General features: G+C 70.7%; 24 protein-coding genes. 9 read left to right on the top strand and 15 right to left on the bottom strand.

The features are described from left to right. Nucleotides 1-28: 28 nt before the first annotated feature. From ACT54X_RS23230 to nifA, 15 genes are all read right to left on the bottom strand, one after another. The gene (locus tag ACT54X_RS23230) at nt 29-346 is read right to left on the bottom strand and encodes a 2Fe-2S iron-sulfur cluster-binding protein (protein ID WP_294368738.1); all 318 of its coding nucleotides are present in this window, start codon (nt 344-346) and stop codon (nt 29-31) included. Nucleotides 347-556: 210 nt separating this feature from the next. Next, nucleotides 557-1,405, bottom strand: coding sequence for an SIR2 family NAD-dependent protein deacylase (locus tag ACT54X_RS23235; RefSeq protein WP_476348857.1), 849 nt, complete (start codon nt 1,403-1,405; stop codon nt 557-559). A gap of 11 nt (nt 1,406-1,416) precedes the next feature. Next, nucleotides 1,417-2,580 (bottom strand): DegT/DnrJ/EryC1/StrS family aminotransferase, encoded by a 1,164-nt coding sequence (locus tag ACT54X_RS23240; RefSeq protein WP_476348859.1) that lies wholly within the window; start codon nt 2,578-2,580, stop codon nt 1,417-1,419. Between the two features lie 19 nt (nt 2,581-2,599). Continuing rightward, the gene (locus ACT54X_RS23245) at nt 2,600-2,860 is read right to left on the bottom strand and encodes a hypothetical protein (RefSeq protein ID WP_294368743.1); all 261 of its coding nucleotides are present in this window, start codon (nt 2,858-2,860) and stop codon (nt 2,600-2,602) included. 7 nt (nt 2,861-2,867) lie between these two features. Further along, nucleotides 2,868-3,083 carry a putative nitrogen fixation protein NifT gene (gene nifT, locus ACT54X_RS23250; RefSeq protein WP_294368747.1) on the bottom strand — a complete coding sequence of 72 codons (216 nt, stop codon included), beginning with the start codon at nt 3,081-3,083 and terminating at the stop codon, nt 2,868-2,870. Between the two features lie 39 nt (nt 3,084-3,122). Then, nucleotides 3,123-4,286, bottom strand: a complete 1,164-nt coding sequence (locus ACT54X_RS23255) for a cysteine desulfurase family protein (RefSeq protein WP_476348861.1) — start codon at nt 4,284-4,286, stop codon at nt 3,123-3,125. A 58-nt stretch (nt 4,287-4,344) separates the two neighbouring features. Next, nucleotides 4,345-4,749 carry a DUF3024 domain-containing protein gene (locus ACT54X_RS23260; protein WP_476348863.1) on the bottom strand — a complete coding sequence of 135 codons (405 nt, stop codon included), beginning with the start codon at nt 4,747-4,749 and terminating at the stop codon, nt 4,345-4,347. Continuing rightward, the gene (locus ACT54X_RS23265) at nt 4,746-5,081 is read right to left on the bottom strand and encodes a nitrogen fixation protein NifZ (protein ID WP_114803508.1); all 336 of its coding nucleotides are present in this window, start codon (nt 5,079-5,081) and stop codon (nt 4,746-4,748) included. The genes ACT54X_RS23260 and ACT54X_RS23265 overlap by 4 nt, the downstream gene beginning before the upstream one ends. After that, nucleotides 5,078-5,470, bottom strand: a complete 393-nt coding sequence (locus tag ACT54X_RS23270) for a nitrogen fixation protein NifZ (RefSeq protein ID WP_354319892.1) — start codon at nt 5,468-5,470, stop codon at nt 5,078-5,080. The genes ACT54X_RS23265 and ACT54X_RS23270 overlap by 4 nt, the downstream gene beginning before the upstream one ends. Continuing rightward, complete coding sequence (locus ACT54X_RS23275; RefSeq protein WP_476348866.1) at nt 5,463-6,272, bottom strand: 4Fe4S-binding leucine-rich repeat protein; 810 nt, start codon at nt 6,270-6,272, stop codon at nt 5,463-5,465. Before ACT54X_RS23275 ends, ACT54X_RS23270 begins: the two co-directional genes overlap by 8 nt. Next, nucleotides 6,269-6,853, bottom strand: coding sequence for a hypothetical protein (locus ACT54X_RS23280; protein WP_476348868.1), 585 nt, complete (start codon nt 6,851-6,853; stop codon nt 6,269-6,271). Before ACT54X_RS23280 ends, ACT54X_RS23275 begins: the two co-directional genes overlap by 4 nt. 34 nt (nt 6,854-6,887) lie before the next feature. Further along, nucleotides 6,888-7,307, bottom strand: a complete 420-nt coding sequence (locus ACT54X_RS23285; RefSeq protein WP_476348870.1) for a HesB/IscA family protein — start codon at nt 7,305-7,307, stop codon at nt 6,888-6,890. A gap of 309 nt (nt 7,308-7,616) precedes the next feature. Beyond that, nucleotides 7,617-7,811 carry a 4Fe-4S binding protein gene (locus tag ACT54X_RS23290; protein WP_294368764.1) on the bottom strand — a complete coding sequence of 65 codons (195 nt, stop codon included), beginning with the start codon at nt 7,809-7,811 and terminating at the stop codon, nt 7,617-7,619. 61 nt (nt 7,812-7,872) lie between these two features. Further along, complete coding sequence (gene nifB, locus ACT54X_RS23295) at nt 7,873-9,465, bottom strand: nitrogenase cofactor biosynthesis protein NifB (protein WP_476348872.1); 1,593 nt, start codon at nt 9,463-9,465, stop codon at nt 7,873-7,875. Between the two features lie 1,226 nt (nt 9,466-10,691). After that, complete coding sequence (gene nifA / locus ACT54X_RS23300) at nt 10,692-12,398, bottom strand: nif-specific transcriptional activator NifA (RefSeq protein WP_476348874.1); 1,707 nt, start codon at nt 12,396-12,398, stop codon at nt 10,692-10,694. A 318-nt stretch (nt 12,399-12,716) separates the two neighbouring features. On the opposite strand from nifA, the gene ACT54X_RS23305 reads away from it, so the two are divergent. The 9 genes from ACT54X_RS23305 (at nt 12,717) to nifW (ending at nt 20,537) form a co-directional block, all read left to right on the top strand. Next, nucleotides 12,717-13,961 (top strand): IscS subfamily cysteine desulfurase, encoded by a 1,245-nt coding sequence (locus ACT54X_RS23305; RefSeq protein ID WP_354319887.1) that lies wholly within the window; start codon nt 12,717-12,719, stop codon nt 13,959-13,961. 55 nt (nt 13,962-14,016) lie between these two features. Next, on the top strand, nt 14,017-14,469 hold the full coding sequence (iscU, locus tag ACT54X_RS23310; RefSeq protein ID WP_476348876.1) for a Fe-S cluster assembly scaffold IscU: 453 nt from the start codon (nt 14,017-14,019) through the stop codon (nt 14,467-14,469). Nucleotides 14,470-14,506: 37 nt separating this feature from the next. Then, nucleotides 14,507-14,884, top strand: a complete 378-nt coding sequence (erpA, locus tag ACT54X_RS23315) for an iron-sulfur cluster insertion protein ErpA (RefSeq protein ID WP_294368778.1) — start codon at nt 14,507-14,509, stop codon at nt 14,882-14,884. 16 nt (nt 14,885-14,900) lie between these two features. Continuing rightward, the gene (gene iscA / locus ACT54X_RS23320; protein WP_294368780.1) at nt 14,901-15,224 is read left to right on the top strand and encodes an iron-sulfur cluster assembly protein IscA; all 324 of its coding nucleotides are present in this window, start codon (nt 14,901-14,903) and stop codon (nt 15,222-15,224) included. 195 nt (nt 15,225-15,419) lie between these two features. Continuing rightward, the gene (gene hscA / locus ACT54X_RS23325) at nt 15,420-17,294 is read left to right on the top strand and encodes a Fe-S protein assembly chaperone HscA (RefSeq protein WP_294368783.1); all 1,875 of its coding nucleotides are present in this window, start codon (nt 15,420-15,422) and stop codon (nt 17,292-17,294) included. Between the two features lie 20 nt (nt 17,295-17,314). Continuing rightward, nucleotides 17,315-17,650: an ISC system 2Fe-2S type ferredoxin gene (gene fdx / locus ACT54X_RS23330; RefSeq protein WP_294368785.1), complete on the top strand. Its 336-nt coding sequence runs from the start codon at nt 17,315-17,317 to the stop codon at nt 17,648-17,650. A 599-nt stretch (nt 17,651-18,249) separates the two neighbouring features. Continuing rightward, nucleotides 18,250-19,404 (top strand): homocitrate synthase, encoded by a 1,155-nt coding sequence (gene nifV / locus ACT54X_RS23335; protein WP_476348879.1) that lies wholly within the window; start codon nt 18,250-18,252, stop codon nt 19,402-19,404. A 26-nt stretch (nt 19,405-19,430) separates the two neighbouring features. Next, a complete protein-coding gene (gene cysE, locus ACT54X_RS23340; protein ID WP_476348935.1) occupies nt 19,431-20,192 on the top strand; it encodes a serine O-acetyltransferase in 762 nt (253 codons plus the stop codon). A gap of 6 nt (nt 20,193-20,198) precedes the next feature. Continuing rightward, nucleotides 20,199-20,537 carry a nitrogenase stabilizing/protective protein NifW gene (nifW, locus tag ACT54X_RS23345; protein WP_114803496.1) on the top strand — a complete coding sequence of 113 codons (339 nt, stop codon included), beginning with the start codon at nt 20,199-20,201 and terminating at the stop codon, nt 20,535-20,537. The last annotated feature ends 4 nt before the right edge of the window (nt 20,538-20,541 follow it).

Raw genomic sequence — 20,541 nt, forward strand, 5'->3', positions numbered from 1 at the left:
AGGGATGACAGACGCCCAGGGGCGGGACTCAGACGAAGCTGAGCACTTCCACCGTCACCGGCTGGTCGCCCAGCACGGCGCGGCAGGCCAGGCGCGACTTGGCGCCGACGCCGACGATGGCGTCCAGGCGCTCGTTCTCCTCGCGCGTGGTCTTCGACAGGCTCTTGCGGCCTTCGAGCACGAAGAGGTGGCAGGCGTCGCTGCACTTGGCGCCACCGTCGCATTCGTGCGTGAGCACGCCGGCGCGGCGCAGGGCCTCCAGCAGCGTGATGCCAGTCTCGGCGTCGAAGGTCTTGCCGCTGGGCATGACGGTGAGGGGAACGGTGGTGGTGACGGTGTCGCTCATGGCGGGTCTCGTGGTGGTGGTGGTGGTGAAAAAGGGATGGCTGGACGCTCAGAAGGTGTGAATGAATCCGGCGTGGCCGAGCGGACTGCGAAAACGCGGCCAATCAAGGCGCAAAGCGCAGCCATAGCTCGGGCTATGGCGAGCATTTGCAACGCAGAGTGGGCGTGTTTTGGCAGGACGAGCGGGCATGACGGGTTCGTTCACACCTTCTCAGGCCGCCAGTGCCGCAGGCGCCAGGGCCTGCACCAGCGCATCGGCGAAGTCCGGCAACGGCATGGCGATGCGCTCGATGCCCTGCTCTTCCAGGAAGCGCGCCTCCATGCGCGTGGGCGGCTCGGCCAGCACGGCCCAGTGCCGGTCGCCGGAGCGCTTCATGATCTGCCGCGCGAAGCTGCGCGTGAGCTGGTCGTCGAAGCGGCAGCCCACGAACAGGAAGCCGCGCCCCGCGCGCTGCTGCTGCACGATGGCGGGGATGGGTGTCTGGATGTCGATCTCGGTCAGCACCTCGACGTAGTCGCTGTCCGAGACCAGGTAGTTGCTGGCCGGCCGGCGGCTGCCGATGGGCTGGTAGAGCACGCGGACAGGCTCGGCGGGCAGCTCCGCCAGGTGCTCGCCATCGTCGGCATAGACGCCCGTCCACTGGCCGAAATGTTCGGACTGCGACAGGCCCTGGATGCGCACCCAGCCGCCCTCGGGCCGGGCCATGGCGAGCGCGCGGCCGAAGGTGTCGTCGTACCAGGTGGCGATCCACAGGGGCGCACCGCTGGCGGCCAGCGCCGAATGCAGGGCCGAGGGCTGGGGTGTCGCGGCGAAGGCCTCGTCCATGATCGACACCAGCGACTTGCGGTGCTTGAAGTTCTCGATGAACTGCGCCGCCTGCGTGAGCCGCTTGCGGATCTTGTGCGGCACGCTGACCTTGGCGGTCATGATCTCGGCCAGGGCGAGCGAGGTGCCGGGCACCTTCGCGTCGTTGCACAGGGCGAGCATGCCGGGGCCCATGTAGGGAATCAGCCCACCGGCGTCGAGGCGGCGGGCGAGGTCGTGGATCAGGTCGGTCATGGGTGTCCTCTTCAGAGATAGATCGCCGCTCCGGCACCCACGTTGGTGGCGGTGTCCTTGAGCGTCTTGACGATGTACTTGACCTGGTCCGCATCCAGCTGCGTGTGCAGGGGCAGCGCCAGGGCGCGGTCGCCGATGCGGTCGGTGTCGGGCAGCACGCCGCGCTTGCGGCCGATGGCGTCGCCCGCGTTCATGTAGAAGAACTGCTGGTGCAGCGGATGGCTGTAGGCCGCGGTTTCGATGCCGCAGGCCGCCAGGTCCTCGATCATCTGGGTGCGGGCGCTGGCGGTGAAGCGCTTGCCCAGGTGCACGACGTAGAGCATCCAGTGCACCTCGTCCACGTCCTCGCCCAGGTAGGGCGGCTTGATGCCCTCGAAGCTCTGCATCTGCTCGTGGTACCAGGCTTCCACCCGCTTGCGCACGGCCAGCCGGTCGTCCAGGCCCGCCAGCTGCGCCAGGCCCAGCGCGGCCGTGAGTTCGCTCATGCCGGCCTGCAGCGGCACGCGCGCGCCCACCGACACCGAACCCCGGTCGGACAGCCGGCGCTGGCGCAGGTAGCGCAGCTCGTGCGCCAGGCGCTCGTCGTCGGTGACCAGCATGGCGCCCTCGCCCGTGCACAGGGCCGAGGGTGCGGAGAAGTCGAACACCGCCACATCGCCGAAGCTGCCCACCGCCTGGCCGCGATAGCGCGAGCCCAGGGCCTCGGTGCTGTCCTCGATCAGAGCGATGCCGTGCGCCGCGGCCAGCTCGCGCAGCGGCCCCCATGCGGCGGGGTGGCCGTTGGTGTTGCCGGCCAGCAGCGCGCGGGTCTTCGGGCCGATGCGCGCCGCCGCCTTCTCGGGGCTGAGGCAGCCGCTCCAGTAGTCGATGTCGGCGAAGACGGGCGTGGCCCCGGCGAGCGTGATGGCCTGGGCGATCTGGTGCCAGGTGTGGGCGGCGCACACCACCTCGTCGCCGGGGCCGATGCCCTGCGCCCGCAGCACCATCCACAGCCCCAGCGTGCCGCTGGCCACGCCCACCGCGTGGTCGCGGCCGGCCCAGCCGGCAAAGGCCTGCTCGAAGGAGGCGAGCATGGGACCGTCGCCCCAGCGGGCGGCCTCGAGCACGGCGTTGACCAGCTCGATCTCGCGCGGGCCGCAGTCGGGTTCGGCCAGGCCGATGGCTTCCATGTCCATGGCGGTGCTCCTGCGAGGTTCAGCTTTGCGTGAGGATCAGCACCGTGGCCTCCTCGGGCCGGGCGGTGACATGCCAGCAATGGCCCTGGCTGGCGGCCAGGTAGACGTTGCGCGCGCCCAGCTGCAGGGCCGGCGTCTCGTCGCGCATGTCCAGCGCATCGACCACGATGGCACGCACCTCCGGATGGCGGGCGCGCCAGAGCGCCGCGGCGTCGCGCACCGTCGGCGCTGCGCCCACCACCTCGCAGGCTGTGCGCAGTTGTTCGCTGGTGAGGGCCATGGCCGCCTCACTCGTCCGCGGCGATGCGGCGGGCTTCCACCGTCACCGGCAGCGTGGTGCCCTCGGGCATGGCCGGCAGGTCCAGCTGCCAGCCGTTGCCCAGCGTGACCAGGCCGCCCCATAGGCCGGGCTGAACCATCGACACGATGGGTTCTTCCAGATCCTTCTTGGGGACATAGGCCGAGAGCAGGCCCTTGCTGTCTTTGCGGATCATGACTTTCATCGGTGAGCTTCCAGGTTCGGTGAGGGACGGGATTCGGTGTCAGGCCGCAGCGGCCTGCGCTTCCTGCAGCAGGGGGCGCAGCAGGCGCGGCAGGCCGGCGAGCAATGCATGGATGTCGTGCGCCTGGCTGCCCTGGCCCAGCGACAGGCGCACGGCGGCCAGGGCCTCGTCGGCCGGCACGCCCATGGCGCGCAGCACATGCGAGGGTTCGCTGCCGCCGGAGGAGCAGGCCGCGCCGGAGGAGGCGGCGATGCCCAGGCGCTCCAGGCGCTGCAGCAACACCTCGGCCGACAGGCGGCCCACGCGCAAATAGCTGGTGCCCGGCAGGCGCGGCAGGCCGCGGCCCCACACGTGCACGGCGTCCGGCAGCGCGGCCATCAGGCCGGCCTCCAGCGTGTCGCGCAGGGCGGCCTGGCGTGCGGCCTCGGCCTGGATCGCCGCGTCGTCGCCCAGCCGCTCCAGGGCGGCGGCCAGGCCCACGATGCCGGGCAGGTTCTCGGTGCCGCCGCGCCGGCCGCGCTCCTGGCTGCCGAGGGTCTGCGGCGCGAACGGCGCACCCTGGCGCAGCAGCAGCGCGCCCACGCCCTTGGGGCCGTGGAACTTGTGGGCCGAGAAGGAGACGGCGTCGGCACCGCAGGCATCGAAGCCGAAGGGCAGCTTGCCGACGAACTGGGTGGCGTCCACATGCAGCCGCGCGCCTGCAGCGCCGGCCAGCGCGGCCACCTCGGCCACGGGCATGAGCAGACCGGTCTCGTTGTTGGCGGCCATCAGAGACACCAGCGCCACGTCGGGGCCGATGCGTTCGGCGGCGGCCTGCAGGTCGAGGCGGCCGTCGGGCAGAACGGGCAGCAGTTCGACCGGCACGCCGGCCTCGGCCAGGGCCCGGGCCAGCCGCAGATGACCGGCATGCTCGATGGCGCTGAACAGCACCCGCGTGCGCCCGACGGGCGCTGCGGCCAGCAGGCCGCGCACGGCCAGGTGGTTGGCCTCCGTGGCGCCGCTGGTGAAGATCACCTCGGCCGGCTTGCTGCGCAACACCCGCGCCACCGTGGCGCGGGCGGCGGCCAGCGCACGCCGTGCGTCCTGCCCCGGCGCATGCTGCGACGAGGCATTGGCCCAGAGCCGCTCGTAAACGGGCCACATGGCGGAGAGCACCTCGGGTGCCGGAGCCGTCGTGGCGTTGTGGTCCAGGTAGATCGTCACTGACAACCTCCGGCTTCGCCTGCGGTGCGAGCGCCCTTCGGAACGGCCGGGCGGGCGCTCATGGCCAGTACACCCGTTCGGTGTCGGCGCACAGCTGCGCCAGCAGTTCCGGCAGCGGCGCGGCCGGGCCGGGTTCTGCCCAGCAGCCAGCGGCATGGTCGCGGGCCTGCAGCTGCCACAGGGCCTGGCCCCTGTGCGCGAGGGCCAGGCCGGACGCATCCGCTGCGGGCTGCAGCCGGGCGATGTCGATCACGCCGCCGTTTGCATCCACGTTGCGCGAGCAGCAGGGGCTCTCGATTCGGTAGCCCAGTCCGTCGCGTAGCACGCTCGGGCGCACGTAGCGGTAGCGCACCCGCTCGCGCAGCGCCCGCTCCAGTCGGTGCAGGAGAAAGTCGGCCACCCCGCCACGGGGCGGTGTCGGGCTCTCGGGCATGGGCAGGCTGCAGGCCATGGATGGGCTCATGGCTGAGGTGAAGTCGCGGCGGCAGCGGCTTCGGAGGGCTCGTCGTCCTCCGGCAGCAGGCCGGCCGGCGCGGGCGCGATCTCTTCCTCGAAGCAGCCCACCACGCGACGGCCAAACTCGACCAGATAGATGGGCTCGTTGGTCTCGGTGGAGTGGCCGATGTTGACGATCTCGCCCACCGCGCCCTGCGGCGCCAGCACGGCGCCCTCGTCCAGTTCGGGATGGCTGCCGTCGTTGAGCAGGTCGTCCAGCGCCACCACGCGCAGGCCCCAGCCGTATTCGGGCGCGCGGGGTTCGGCGAAGGCGGCGACGTCGGCGGGCAGCGTGTTCATGGGGCGTTCTCCGGAAGGGACGAGGGGTCGGTGTGGCCTGTGGGCTGCTGCGGGCGGCCGAGCGCGTGCAGGGTCTGGGCATCCACGCCCAGGCGGGCCAGCACGTCCTCGGGCAGGTGGTCCAGCGTGCACAGCTCCTTGGCGCGCATGCCCACGCGGTGGCCCGTGTCCACGAAGTCCACCGCGTAGATGTAGAACTGCTGCAGGAAGGTGTTGATGCTGGTCACGTAGCCGATGTCGCCCTTGTTGACCAGCACTTCACCGATGTCCTTGCCGTTGTAGGTGCCGTCGTTGCGGATCACGCTGCGGGCGATGACGCGCTCGCCGTAGTTGAAGCGGGGCGGAAAGGCGACCTCGATGAGGTCGTCGTCGCGGTTGATGTCAGCCATGGGCAGCTCCCTGGGCCGGCGCCTGGGCCAGCCGGTCGATGGCGGCGCGGCGCACCTCGGGGTCCGCGTCGTCCAGCAGGCGGCGCACCGCCTCGGGTGCGGCGCGCAGGGCCACCTCCCAGCGCACGCGCCAGTCCTCGTCGTCCACCAGCCGCGCCAGCAGCGGCGCGGGCAGGCGCTCGGCCACGATGCGGCGCACCTCGGGCTCGGCATCGCTGGCCAGGGTCAGCAGGGCCGGCATCTCCAGCCTCTGGGCGACCCGCATGCGCACGCTGCGGTCGGTGTCGTGCGCCAGGGTGGCCAGCAGTGCCAGCGGCAGGCGGCGGGCGACCAGCTCGCGCACGCCGTAGTCCGGGTCGTGGCGCATGGCGGCCAGGGCGCTGCCTTCGAGCCGCTGCGCGACGCGGATGCGCACCTCGCGGTGCGGGTCGTGCATCAGCCGGATCAGCTGGCCCTGGGGCAGGCGCAGGGCCACCTGCAGCCGCACGGTCTCGTCGGGGTCGCCGATCAGCGCCGTCAGCCGGAACAGGCTGGCATGGCGGGCGGCGATGGCGCGCACCTCGAAGTAGGGATGGGTCAGTTCGCCATCGGCCAGTCCCGGATGCCAGCGGAAGAAGCGGTCGATGCGGCGCGCATAGGCATCCTGCATGCAGGCGTGGCCGGGTTCGCAGCCGTGCGGCTCGGGCCGGCCACGCAGGGCCTGGTGGGGGCAACGGCCGCAGTCGACGGGACCGCCGCGCCAGTACAGCGGCGCGATGTCGCCGGCGGGGGCGCGCGCGGCCGGGCTGGCGGCGTTGGTCACGGACGTGCCTCCGGCCCCCAGCCGTAGGCGGGATAGGCGCCAGGCCCTTCGGCAGGGTCGACCAGGCCGGCGGCCAGCGCCTCGTGCCGCTGCAGCACATGCGCCAGCAGGGCCCCGCCGACGCGGTCGCCCGGGTCGAGCCGGCGCAGCTCGCCCAGCATCAGTCGGGCCTCCTCCAGCTCGCCCAGCCGCAGGTTGAGGTAGGCCAGGCCCTTGAGGGTGAAGAGGTAGAAGCGCACCGCGGCGTCGTGGCGCGCCTCGTCGTCGGTGGGTGGCCGGTCGCCGAAGTCGGGGCCGAGGGCGGTGCGGGCGACGGCGAGCGCGTCTTCGCCCGCCGCCTTGGCGCGCTCCAGGTCGTGGCCGTAGAAATGGAAGCGGTAGAGCGCAATCAGCGGCACCGGATGGCGCGGTGCCAGCGCGCGGGCGCGCTCCAGCAGCGGCAGTGCCTGCTCGGGCCGGTGGCGCAGCAGGCCGGCGCTGGCGATGAGCGCAGCAGGCTCGGCCGGCAGGCCATGGCCCAGTGCCGAATCGGCAAAGGCGGCCATCCCGCCATCGTCGAAGCCCAGGCCCATGGCATTCATCGCCGCTGCTCCGCTGCCTCGCCTCGGGTCATGCTCAGTGCGTCAGCGTGACCGGGCGGCCACGGCCGATGGAGCCCACGTCGATGCGGGCCACGCCGGGCGGCGTGGCGGCGGCATCGCCACTGCTGCTGCAGGCGCAGGGCGCCTGCTTGGGGTCGATGAAGGCCAGACCCGACTTGGTGGGCGTGTCCACGAAGTCCATGGTCACGCCGTCGAGCAGCAGCCGGCTTTCGGCGGGCAGGAACAGGCGCAGGCCCTCCCCCACCTCCCCCACCTCCAGCACCGACTCGCCCGGCTGGGGCGCGGCCTCGGCGCTGAACTCCGAGTTGAAGCCCGAGCAGCCGCCGGCGCTGACGACCAGCCGGAAGCCCGCCGTGGCCGGCAGGCCCGAAAAGCGCAGGATGCGCCGCACGAACTTCTCGGCGGCGGGCGTGAGGGTGAGGCTGGGAACCATGGTCAAAGGTCTCTGTGGTGGATGAAGAAAAAAGGACAGGCGACGTGGGCGAGCGCGCAACGCACAGGCCGCGCCGATGCGCCGGCAAGACCGCGGCAAGCGTTATCCGCACTGCCCGCACTACCCGCAGCACCCGCATCGCCGGCACCACGCGCACTACCCGCGGCACCCGCACCACGCGCACGACCCGCATCGAACGGCCGCGGAGCAGGCCATGCGGGAACGTCCGCGGAACCGGCTTTGCCGGGCCGCTGGATGTGCCCCCCTGGGGGGGGTGGGCGGAGCGCGAAGCGCGCAGCCTGGGGGGGTTTAGGCTTTCGTTATGCAGCCGTCCACGGGGCACACGGCGATGCACTGCGGCTCGTCGTAGTGGCCCTCGCACTCGGTGCACTTCTTGGGGTCGATGACGAAGATGCCGCCCTTCTCGCGGATGGCGACGTTGGGGCATTCGGGCTCGCAGGCGGAGCAGCCGGTGCAGGTGGAGGCGATGATCTTCAGCGACATGGCTTTCCTCGTGGATTGCTAGCTAGTGGGGGGGTGGATGAAGCGGCGTGCGGCGCCTCGCTCAGGCGGCCTGCGCCGCGGTGTAGGCACCCTGGCGGATGGCGGCGTCGCCGCGGTCCTGGTGCACCAGCGCGCCGCTGGCGATGCGGGCGCGGTAGTCGTTGAACCAGGCCAGCGCCGCCTTCTCGATGAACTCGCCGACGTACTGGTCCACCGGCTCGATGCCGGCGGCCGACAGCTCGTCCTTGGGGCAGGCGCCGATCTTGGCGACCAGCACGGCATGGCAGTCGTTGATGGCGCGCACCACCGAGGGCAGCTGCTCGTCGTCGCCGAAGCCGCCCTGGCAGTACAGGTCCACCCGGCGGTGGCCGACGAACAGGGCCTCGCTGCGGCTGACCTCGAAGATCTGGAACTCGGTCACATGGCCGAAGTGCTCGTTGACGCGACCGCCACCCTTGGTGGCCACGGCCACGAGCACCTTCAGGTCGTCGGCCACGCCCAGGTTGGCGGCCTCGGCGAGGGCTTCCTGCTTGGCATCGTGCTGGGCCTGGCGCTCGGTTTCCACCTTCTCCTGGTAGGCGCGGCGGCGGTCGAGGTCGTACACGACCTCCATCTCCTCGATCTTGTCGAGGGTAAATTCCTCGCTGCGGTCCTCGCCCAGCAGGCCCACCGCGTCGGCGCGGCACTGGCGGCAGTGGCGCATGAGGTTGGCGCCGCCGGCGCAGGCGTCCTGCACGGCCTTGAGTTCCTGGGCCGTGGGACCACGCTGGCCGGTGAGGCCGAACACGGTGCCGTGCTCGGGCTCGGAGATCAGCGGCATGATGTTGTGCAGGAAGGCACCGCGCTTCTTCACTTCGCGGTTGACCTCGATCAGGTGCTCGTCGTTGATGCCGGGGATGAGCACCGAGTTGATCTTGGTGAGCACGCCGCGGGCCGTGAGCATCTCCAGGCCCTTCATCTGCTGCTCGTGCAGGATCTTCGCGGCCTCGTAGCCGGTGACGCGCTTGTGCTTCCAGAAGATCCAGGGGTAGATCTTCTCGCCCACGGCCGGGTCCACCATGTTGATGGTGATGGTGACGTGGTCGATGTTGTACTTGACGATCTCGTCCACCTGCTCGGGCAGGGCCAGGCCGTTGGTGGACAGGCACAGCTTGATGTCGGGCGCCTGCTCGTGGAGCATGCGCATGGTGTCGAAGGTCTTGGCCGGGTTGGCCAGGCTGTCGCCGGGGCCGGCGATGCCCAGCACGGTCATCTGCGGGATCTCGCTGGCGACGGCCAGCACCTTCTTGACGGCCTGGTCGGGCGTGAGCTTCTGGCTGACGACGCCGGGGCGGCTCTCGTTGCTGCAGTCGTACTTGCGATTGCAGTAGTTGCACTGGATGTTGCAGGCGGGCGCCACGGCCACGTGCATGCGGGCATAGTGGTGGTGGGCCTCTTCGGAATAGCAGGGATGGTTCTTGACCTTGTCCCAGATCTCGGCGGGCATGTCGTCCGGCCCGCCCGACGAGCCGCAGCTGGCCTTTCCTTCGCCCCCGTGGGTGCCGCAGCCCCCGCCCGCATCGGGCAGTTCGAACTTGGCGCCGAGTGGCTTGATCTGCCCGATGCCGACGTAGGTGGTGGCGGGCATGGTGCTGGCTGGGCTGGCTTGCTGCATGGATGTACCTCGCGGGGTGGCGGCACGACGGGGCCGCGTACGGGGTCTCTACTGCCAAAAACATGCCACGCGGTTGTGGCGCTCCAGCGTTGGGTTTCATGCGGTTTCGCGTTGGTTTTGGAGCGTTTGTCTGGCGGGGTTGCGACAGGGCTCGATGTGTGTCGCGTTGGGTATGTTGGCGTTGCGACAAAGGGGTGTTGGTTGCTTGCGTGTGTGGTTCGACCGTTGACGCCTGACGAACGTCTGGCTGGCTTGGGTCGCGGCCTTTACCGTTGACGCTGGATGAGCGCCTGGCTGACCCCGGCGCCCAGGGCGGCCCCACATGCTGCGTCCCTCGCTGAACGCTCGGGCAACCTGCGGTGCTCGCCGGATGAGCGCATGGCGTAACTCGCTACGCGCTTACGCGCTCCGCTCAAACAAACGCCATGAGTCAGTCACAACCGGCCCGCGGGGGCCGCGGGCCTCGCTCATCCGGCTGCGCTCCTCGGCGCAGCCTGAGGGGCCGCCCTGGGCGCCGGGGCCAGCCAGGCTTGGGGTTTGGCATGACCTTCGCCCATTACCGCCCGCTCGAGAGACATGGCCGCCACACAACACTGCTCGCGGGTCAGCGACCGCAGTCGCGCACTGCGCCACCGCCCCCACGCCCACCTCTACCCCCTACCCCTACCCCCGCACCTGCACCTGCACCTGCACCTGCACCTGCACCTGCATACGACTCTGTGCGTGTGCGTCTGCCTGTGGCGCGGCCGGGCCCGTGCGTTCGCTATGCCATTGCTGATGCCGCTGTTCTGGCTTCTGCGGCCTTGAGCTGAGGAGCCAGCGACGAACGCGGGTGACTGCCAAGAGCGGGCGTGACGGTCACCTCCCCACAAGCCCGGCCTGGGGTGTGCGGCCTGGGCGCCCTGTGGACGCGCCGAGGAGCGCAGCCGGATGAGCGAGGCCCGCGGCCCCCGCGGGCCGGTTGTGACTGACTCATGGCGTTTGTTTGAGCGGAGCGCGTAAGCGCGTAGCGAGTTACGCCATGCGCTCATCCGGCGAGCACCGCAGGTTGCCCGAGCGTTCAGCGAGGGACGCGGCCGCTGGGCGCCCAGGCCGCACACCCCAGGCCGGGCGCTTCGTCCACGGCCCACGGCCAGCACCACCACTACGGCCGCTACCAACAAGCCTCACGCGTCAGAGTCGAGAGTCCGCACCAGTGCAAGACGTTGCGCCACGGCCCGAGCCGCTCAGAACTTCCTCACCTCGATCCCATGCTTGCGCAGCGCATAGCCCATCTGGCGCGGCGTGATCTTGAGCAACCGCGCCGCCTTCGCCTGGACCCATCCGCAATGCTCCATGGCCCAGATCAGGCGCGCATGCTCGCCCTCGGGCTTGTCGCTGAGCCCCGACGGACCCGCCGCCGCGGCCTCAGCCGGCATCGGGGCCGAGGACGCAGCCGCCGCCGCCGGCTCGGCCGGCAGCACCGGCTGCGGCGGCAGCGCCGGCTTCGGCGGCAGGCCCGGGACCTCGGTGATCGGAATGTCCACCGGCCGCCCAGGCCGCACCGCGTCCTCGCGCTCGATGTGGTGCAGCACCTGCGTCAGGCAGCGGTTGCCCTGGCAGGGGAAGGCCAGGTCGCTGATCACCTCGGCATGGGTCATCGTCGCCGTGCGCTCCACGCAGTTCTCCAGCTCGCGCACATTGCCCGGCCAGTAGCAACTGCTCAGCACCCGCATGGCACCCGGGTCGAAGCGCATGCGCCGGCCGTTCTCGCGGTTGAATCGGTCCAGGAAATGCTGCGCCATCGCCGGGATGTCCTCGCGCCGCTCCCGCAGCGGCGGCAGCTGGATGCTCACCACGTTGATGCGGTAGTACAGGTCGGCGCGGAACTCGCCGGCCTGCACCATGCGCTCGAGATTGCGGTTGGTCGCCAGGATCAGCCGCACGTCCACCTTCACCGGCGTGCCGCCGCCCACCCGCTCGAACTGCCGCTCCTGCAGCACCCGCAGCAGCTTGGCCTGGAACGAGGCCGAGATGTCGCCGATCTCGTCGAGGAAGAGCGTGCCGCCATGCGCCATCTCGAAGCGGCCCTTGCGCTGGCCCTGGGCGCCGGTGAAGGAGCCCTTCTCGTGGCCGAAGAGCTCGCTCTCCAGCAGCGACTCGGTCAGCGCCGCACAGTTGACGCAGACGAAGGGCGCCTCGCTCCGGGGCGACAGGCTGTGGATGGCACGCGCGATCACCTCCTTGCCCGTGCCGCTCTCGCCGCGCAGCAGCACCGTGGTGCGAGCGGGCGCCACCTGGTGCACCTGTTCGAACACCGACTGGATCGGCGCCGACACGCCCACCACATGGTCGATGCGGTGCTGCGGCTTGAGCGCCTTCTGGATGCGCCGTACCTCGTCCTGCATGCTGTCGTGGCCGGCGGCCACACTGCGCTGCAGAAGCAGCGCCTGGCCCATCAGCGTGGCCACCATACGCAGCAGCTGCAGGTCTTCGGCGAACACGCGTGTGCCCCCGTTGTTGACGCACTGCATGGCCACCACGCCCAGCGTGCGGCGGTCGGCGCGGATGGGCATGGCCAGCATGGCGATGCTGTCGAGCCCGTCGCCGCCGCCCGTGCGGTTGAGGAACAGCGGCTCCGCATGCACGTCGGGCACGATGGCCGGCACCCCGCTGGCGAACACGCGGCCCACGATGCCCTCGCCCACGCGGAACACCAGGCGCTGCCGCTCCTCCTGCGACAGCCCGGCCGAGCACAGCCCCCGCAGCGGCCCGCCCGACTCACCGAGCACCACGAAGGCGCGGCGCCAGTCGAAGGCGTGCAGCAGGTAGTTGAGCGCCTCGCGGAACGTCTTGCCCACGTCGAGCGAGGCCGACAGCGTCTTGCTGACCTCGTAGACCGCATCCAGCTCGCGGCGAGTCTGGGCTTCCTTGGAACGTGCAATCACCATCATGGGGAACCTCGCTTTCCGCCGCCCGCACCACCCGCCGGGTGCCCCCGGCACAGGCCGGTGCAGGCACGTCGGCTTTGTCGGCTTCTTCGCAAGAAACATACCTATTCGTCAACGCTGTGACAGCCCCGAATGCACCGTCGCGGCGCCGGCCGGACATTCGCGACAAACAGGACATGCCCCACCGCGGCATACCTTGATCCCGCTCACAAATCCAACAAAAAAACGCGCGCGGACCCCATCGGGAGTGGGCTTTCGAGCGATTCGGGTGTGGCACCGATGTTGCAGAAGCAGTGGCGTCTAGCCCACCAGGAGCCCGCCATGTCCGACCTGCCCCGCGACACAGCCACCGCCCGCCCCGCGCGCCCCATCTACCTGGACTACGCCGCCACCACGCCGGTGGACCGCCGCGTGGCCACGCGCATGCTGCCCTACCTCAGCGAGATCTACGGCAACCCCGCCAGCCGCTCGCACGCCTACGGCTGGGCCGCCGAGGAGGCGGTGGAGCTGGCCCGCGAACAGGTGTGCGCCCTGGTCAATGCCGACCCGCGCGAGATCGTGTGGACCTCCGGCGCCACCGAGTCCAACAACCTCGCCATCAAGGGCGTCGCCCACTTCTACGCCGGCAAGGGCCGCCACCTGGTGACCGTGGCCACCGAGCACAAGGCCGTGCTCGACAGCATGCGCGAGCTGGAGCGCGAGGGTTATGAAGTGACGGTGCTACCGGTCGACGCCGACGGCCTGGTGGACCTGGAGCGCTTCGCCGCCGCGCTGCGGCCCGACACGCTGCTGGCCTCGGTCATGGCCGTCAACAACGAGACCGGCGTGGTGCAGGACATCGAGGCGCTGGGCACGCTGTGCCGCGAGCGCGGGGTGTTCTTCCACGTCGACGCCGCGCAGGCCGCCGGCAAGATCGCCATCGACCTGGCGCAATGGCCGGTGGACCTGATGTCGCTGTCGGCCCACAAGCTCTATGGCCCCAAGGGCATCGGCGCGCTGTATGTGCGCCGCAAGCCGCGCGTGCGGCTCGACGCCCAGATGCACGGCGGCGGCCACGAGCGCGGCATGCGCTCGGGCACCCTGCCCGTGCACCAGATCGTGGGCATGGGCGAGGCCTTCTGGCTGGCGCGCGAGCAGATGGCGGCCGACAACGCCCGCATCCTGCGCCTGCGCGAGCGGCTGTGGAACGGGCTGTGCACGCTGGAGGCCGTGGCGCTGAACGGCCACGCCGAGCGGCGCGCGCCCGGCTACCTCAACGTGAGCTTCAACTACGTCGAAGGCGAATCGCTGCTGATGGGCATCAAGGGCGTGGCCGTGTCCTCGGGCTCGGCCTGCACCTCCGCCAGCCTGGAGCCCAGCTACGTCCTGCGCGCCATGGGCCGCAGCGACGAGCTGGCCCACAGCTCGGTGCGCTTCTCCATCGGCCGCTTCACCACCGAGGCCGACATCGACGCCACCATCGCCCAGGTGCGCGAGGTGGTGCAACGCCTGCGCGCCATGAGCCCGCTGTGGGACCTGGTGCAGGCCGGCGTGGACCTCGACTCCATCCAGTGGGCCGAGCACTGAGCAGCGGCCGGCCCCGATCCCTCTTCTTCCAACCTTCGACACGGAGCAAGGCTTCATGGCATACAGCGACAAGGTCATCGACCACTACGAGAACCCCCGCAACGTCGGCGCCTTCGAGGCCGGCGACGAGAACGTCGGCACCGGCATGGTGGGCGCGCCCGCCTGCGGCGACGTGATGCGCCTGCAGATCCGCGTGAACGCTGACGGCGTGATCGAGGACGCCAAGTTCAAGACCTACGGCTGCGGCTCGGCCATCGCCTCCAGTTCGCTGGTGACCGAGTGGGTGCGCGGCCGCACGCTGGACGAGGCGCTGGCCATCAAGAACGCGCAGATCGCCGAAGAGCTGGCGCTGCCGCCGGTCAAGATCCACTGCTCGATCCTGGCCGAGGACGCCATCAAGGCCGCCGTGGCCGACTTCCGCGCCCGCCAGGCCACACGCCAGGCCGCCACGGCCGAGGCCCAGGTGCTGGCCGAGCAGCCCGCCTGCGCCAGCACCGGCAGCCACTGATTCCCCCCTCTTTCCGCCCATCTCCAAGGAGCACCCGATGTCCGAAGCCATCGCCCTCAATCCTGCGATCGAACCGATCGCCATGCCCGCCCTGCTCGAATTCACGTCCCGCGCCGCCGCCAAGGTGGCCTCGCTGATCGAAGAAGAAGGCAATCCCGCCCTGAAGCTGCGCCTGTACGTCACGGGCGGCGGCTGCTCGGGCTTCCAGTACGGCTTCGCCTTCGACGACCAGGTGGCCGAGGACGACACCACCGTGGTCACCGAGGGTGTGGCCCTGGTGGTGGACGCGATGAGCCAGCAGTACCTGCTGGGCGCCCAGGTGGACTACGAGGAAGGGCTGGAAGGCTCGCGCTTCGTGATCCACAACCCCAACGCCCAGAGCACCTGCGGCTGCGGCTCGTCCTTCTCCGTCTGAGCGGGAGGCCCCGGCGATGACCGTCTCCCTGACCCCCTCCGCCGCACGGCATGTGGCCCGCTCCCTGGTCAAGCGCGGTGGCGGCATCGGCCTGCGCCTGGCCGTCAAGACCAGCGGCTGCTCGGGCTATGCCTATGCCCTGGAGTTCGTCGACCGGCTCAACGAGGACGACCAGTGCTTCGAGAGCGAGGGCGTGAACGTGGTCATCGACGCACGCAGCCTGGCCATGCTGGACGGCACCGAGCTGGACTTCGTGCGCGAAGGCCTGAACGAGGGCTTCAAGTTCAACAACCCGAACGCCAAGGCCAATTGCGGTTGCGGCGAGAGCTTCGCGGTCTAGAGGGGCTCCCCCCCATGCCGCTTCGCGGCTCCCCCCCTCTCTGGCGCCTTCGGCTTGGAGGGGGGGCGCACCCAGCGGCCTGGCAAAGCCAGTTCCGCGGGTGCTCCCGCGTGGCCTGCTCCGCGGCCTTTTGATCTGTGGCGGTGAGGCAGTTTCATGCGCCGTTGGTGGCGCGCAGCATCCGAAGACATTGACATGGCCCTCCTTCAGATTTCCGAACCCGGCCAGAGCGCCGCGCCGCACCAGCATCGGCTGGCGGCGGGCATCGATCTGGGCACCACCCATTCGCTGATCGCCACGGTGCAGAGCGCGCAGGCGCGCTGCCTGCCCGACGACGAGGGGCGGCTGCTGTTGCCTTCGGTGGTGCGCTACCTGCCCGGGGGCGGACTGGCGCTGGGGCACGAGGCGCGGGATCAGCAGGCCGAGGATCCGCGCAACACCATCGTGTCGGTCAAGCGCTTCATGGGGCGGCGGCTGGCCGACCTGCCCGAGGCCGCCGGGCTGCCCTACGACTTCGTCGACGGCCCGGGCATGGTGGGCCTGGCGACCGTGGCCGGCGAACGCTCGCCGGTGCAGGTGTCGGCCGAGATCCTCACGGCCCTGCGCGAGCGGGCCGAGTTCACGCTGGGCGGCCCGCTGGCCGGCGTGGTGATCACCGTGCCCGCGTACTTCGACGACGCCCAGCGTCAGGCCACCAAGGACGCCGCCCGGCTGGCCGGCCTCCATGTGCTGCGTCTGCTGAACGAGCCCACGGCCGCCGCCATCGCCTACGGACTGGACGAGGGCAGCGAAGGCACCTTCGCCATCTACGACCTGGGCGGCGGCACCTTCGACATCTCGGTGCTGCACTTGTCGCGCGGCGTGTTCGAGGTGCTGGCCACCGGCGGCGACTCTGCCCTGGGCGGGGACGACTTCGACCGCGCCATTGCCGAGTGGTTCTGCGGCGAGCACGGGCTCGGCGGCCTCTCGGCGCTGCCGCCCGCCGCGCAGCGCGCATTGCTGGCAGAAGCGCGCCGCGCCAAGGAGGCGCTGAGCGACACACCCGAGACCGACATGGTCCTGGCCGTGCAGGATGGCCGCCGCTGGCAGGCCCGGCTCACGCATGCACACCTCGCCGAACTGGGCCAGCCGCTCATCGCCCGCACGCTGACGGCGTGCCGGCGCGCCCTGCGCGATGCACGGCTCGGCGCGCAGGAGCTCAGCGGCGTGGTGCTGGTCGGCGGCTCCACCCGCATGCCGCTGGTGCGCGAGGCCGTGCGCCAGCACTTCGGCCATGAGCCGCTGTGCAGCATCGACCCCGACCAGGTCGTGGCCCTGGGCGCCGCCCTGCAGGCCGACGCGCTGGCGGGCAACGGCCGCGGCGATGAATGGCTGCTGCTGGACGTGTGCCCGCTGTCGCTGGGCCTGGAGACCATGGGCGGGCTGGTGGAAAAGGTCATTCCCCGCAACACCACCCTGCCGTCTGCGCGGGCACAGGAGTTCACCACCTTCAAGGACGGCCAGACCGCGATGGCCGTGCACGTGCTGCAGGGCGAGCGCGAATCGGTGGCCGACTGCCGCTCGCTGGCGCGCTTCACGCTGCACGGCATTCCGCCGGCGGCCGCGGGCGCGGCACGCATCCGCGTCACCTTCCAGATCGATGCCGACGGCCTGCTGTCGGTGAGCGCGCGCGAACTGACCACGGGCGTCGAGGCGCATGTGGAGGTCAAGCCCACCTACGGCCTGGCCGACGCGCAGATCGCCGGCATGCTGCAGGAGGCCATCGGCGCCTCGCAGGCCGACATGCAGCTGCGCATGCTGCGCGAGGCGCAGGTGGATGCACGCCGCCTGCTCGACGCGACGGAATCGGCCCTGGCGCAGGATGCGGCGCTGCTGTCGCCGGCCGAGCTGGCGGCGATCCGGCAGGCCATGTTCACGGTGGCCGATGCGCTGGAGACGCAGGCCGCCGTGGCCGAGCTCAAGGCCGCATCCACAGCCCTGTCGGCCGCGACCGAATCCTTTGCGGCCCAGCGCATGAACGCGTCGATCCAGCGCGCGCTGGCGGGCCGTGCGCTGGACACGCTGGCCTGATCCCACCAAGGCCTTCTGCCATGCCCCAGGTTCGCGTCCTGCCCCATCCCGATCTGTGCCCCGAGGGCCGGATCCTCGAACTCAAGCGCGGCGCCTCGCTGTGCGAAGGCCTGCTGTCGGCCGGCATCGCCATCGAGCATGCCTGCGAGATGGTGGCGGCCTGCGCCACCTGCCACGTCTATGTGCGCGAAGGCGCTGCGTCGCTGGCGCCGCCGGACGACGAAGAGAACGACCAGCTCGACAACGCCTGGGGCGTCGAGGCCCAGTCGCGCCTGGCCTGCTGCGTGAAGCTGCGGGATGCAGACGTGACCATCGAGCTGCCACGGCATACGCGCAACCACGCGCGGGAGAAGTAGAGAAGCACCCCCCATGCCGCTTCGCGGCTCCCCCTCTCTGGCGCCTTCGGCTTGGAGGGGGGCGCACCCCGAGGCCTGGCAAAGCCAGTTCCTCGGGTGCCCTGGTATGGCCTGCTCCGCGGCCATTCGATCCTGGCGCCGCACCGGTTGCATGCGATGCGCGCGCGGCGCTGAAGTGAAAAGGCACCCCCATGCCGCTTCGCGGCTCCGGGCGGCCGCCAGAGGCGGCTGCTCTTCGGGCACGTCCAAGCCTGCACTCGCAGGCTCGGAGCCGCGGCCCTCAGCCCCTCCCTCTCTTGCGCCTTCGGCTTGGAGGGTGGCGCAGCCCGAGGCCTGGCAGAGCCAGTTCCTCGGGTGCCATGGCATGGCCTGCTCCGCGGCCATTCGAACCTGGCGCCGCACCGGCTTCATGCCATGCGGATGGCGCGCGGCGCCATGGAAAACTGGCAAGGCATGAACGGACCCGCTTCCTGTCCGAAACAGCACATTCTCGACAGGCAAAGAGTCCTCGTCGTCGCAGCCATCGCGACAAAACCGCACTGTGCAGACTATCTCCGCGTGGCACGCGCTTTGCGAAGACACCCGCAAGGACCCACGACATGCCACATCCCCCCGTCATCAACGACACCACCCTGCGCGATGGCGAGCAGACCGCCGGCGTCGCCTTCACGGTGCAGGAGAAGTGCGCCATCGCGCATGCGCTGGCCGCGGCCGGCGTGCCCGAGATGGAGATCGGCATTCCCATCATGGGCGAGGACGAGATCGCCTGCATCAACGCCATCGCGGCGCAGGCCCGCCCCGCCACCCTGATGGTGTGGGGCCGCCTGACCGAGGCCGACCTCGCCGCCGCGCTGCGCTGCGACGCCGACATCGTGCACCTGTCGATCTCGGTGTCGGACATCCAGCTACAGCACAAGCTGGGCCGCTCGCGCGACTGGGTGCTGCAGGAGATCGGCCGCATCATCGGCGCCGCCGCGCGCACGGGCCGCAGCATCTCCTTCGGTGCCGAGGACGCCTCGCGCGCCGACCCCGCCTTCCTGGCTGCCGCCGCCAGCCAGGCCCGTGACCACGGCGCGCGCCGCGTGCGCTATGCCGACACGCTGGGCGTGCTCGACCCCTTCTCCACGCACGCGGCCATCGCCCACCTGCGCGCGGCGGTGGGCGATGCGATGGAGATCGAGATCCATGCCCACAACGACCTGGGCCTGGCCACGGCCAACACCCTGGCCGCGCTGCGCGCCGGTGCCACCCACGCCAGCACCACCGTCAACGGACTGGGCGAGCGGGCAGGCAATGCCGCGCTCGAAGAGGTGGTGATGGCCGCCCGCCACCTGCAGCAGGGCGAGACCGGCGTGGACACACGCCAGCTCGTCGGCATTTCGCAGCTGGTGGAGCAGGCCTCGGGCCGGCGCGTGGCCTTCAACAAGAGCATCGTGGGCGAGGCCGTGTTCACCCACGAGTCCGGCATCCATGTGGACGGGCTGCTGAAGAACGCGGCCACCTACGAGGCCTTCGACCCCGCCGAGGTGGGCCGCGAACGGCGCACGGTGCTGGGCAAGCATTCGGGCTCGCAGGCCGTGCGCCACGCCTACCGCGCGCTGGGTGTGGCCCTGGACGACGACGGGCTGACGCGCCGCCTGCTGGCACGCATCCGCCATCATGCGGTGCAGGCCAAGCGCGCGCCCACGCAGGACGAGCTGCACGCCTTCCTGCGCGCCTCCCAGCAGGGCGGTGCCAGCGTGCTGGCCGCATGACGAACGACCGACACGAGGAGCCCGCCATGCCACCCAGCGCCGACGCCCTGACTGCCTCGCCGGCCGAGGCCGCGCCGGCTTCGTGGTTCGTGCTGCTGCGCGGGGACGTGCGTTGCGTGCTGCAGCGCGATCCGGCGGCACGCAGCCTGCTGGAGGTGTGGACGATCTACCCCGGCGTGCAGGCCATTGCCCTGCACCGCATCGCGCATGCGCTGTGGCGCCGCGGCTGGCGCTACCTGCCGCGCTGGATCTCCTTCGCGGCGCGCTGGTTCACGCAGGTGGACATCCATCCCGGCGCGCGCATCGGCCAGCGCTTCTTCATCGACCATGGCTGCGGCGTCGTGATCGGCGAGACGGCCGAGATCGGCGACGACGTCACGCTCTATCACGGCGTCACGCTGGGCGGCACCAGCGGCTCGCCGGGCAAGCGGCATCCCACGGTGGGCAGCGGCGTGATCGTGGGTGCTGGCGCCAAGGTGCTCGGACCCATCGCCATTGGCGACCGGGCGCGCATCGCGGCCAACTCGGTGGTTATCGAGCCGGTGCCCGCGGATGCCACGGTGGTGGGCATCCCCGGCCGCGTGGTGGCGCGCGGACGCCGGCCGCGCCATGGCTTCGACCTGGACCATCACCTCATCCCCGACCCCGTGGGCAAGGCCATCGCCTGCCTGCTCGACCGCGTGGCCCAGCTCGAGCGCGAGCGCGGCCTCGGCACCGACGACGCCGCCTGCAACGACTGCGACGCCGTATGTGCCGCCCCCCAATCCCAACCCGCCTGCGAGGCATAAGCAGCCATGGAAAACTTCCTCCAGCAACTCAAGGCCCTCTCGTCGGCCGAGGACTTCCTGCAGTTCTTCGGCGTGCCCTTCGAACAGAAGGTCGTCAACGTGAGCCGGCTGCACATCCTCAAGCGCTTCTTCCAGTACATCCGGCAGGAACAGTCGCTGGACCCGTCCGACGAGCTGCAGATGTTCACCGCCTACCGCGGCCTGCTGCAGCGCGCGTATGGCGACTTCGTCAGCTCCACGCCTGCGCAGGAAAAGGTGTTCAAGGTCTTCCAGGACGTGGACGGCAAGCAGCACGTCACGCTCGAAAGCCTCAAGCGCACGCTGCCCATGCGGGCTGCGGCCTGAGGCG

This window comes from Pseudacidovorax sp. DMC4 (assembly GCF_056314265.1).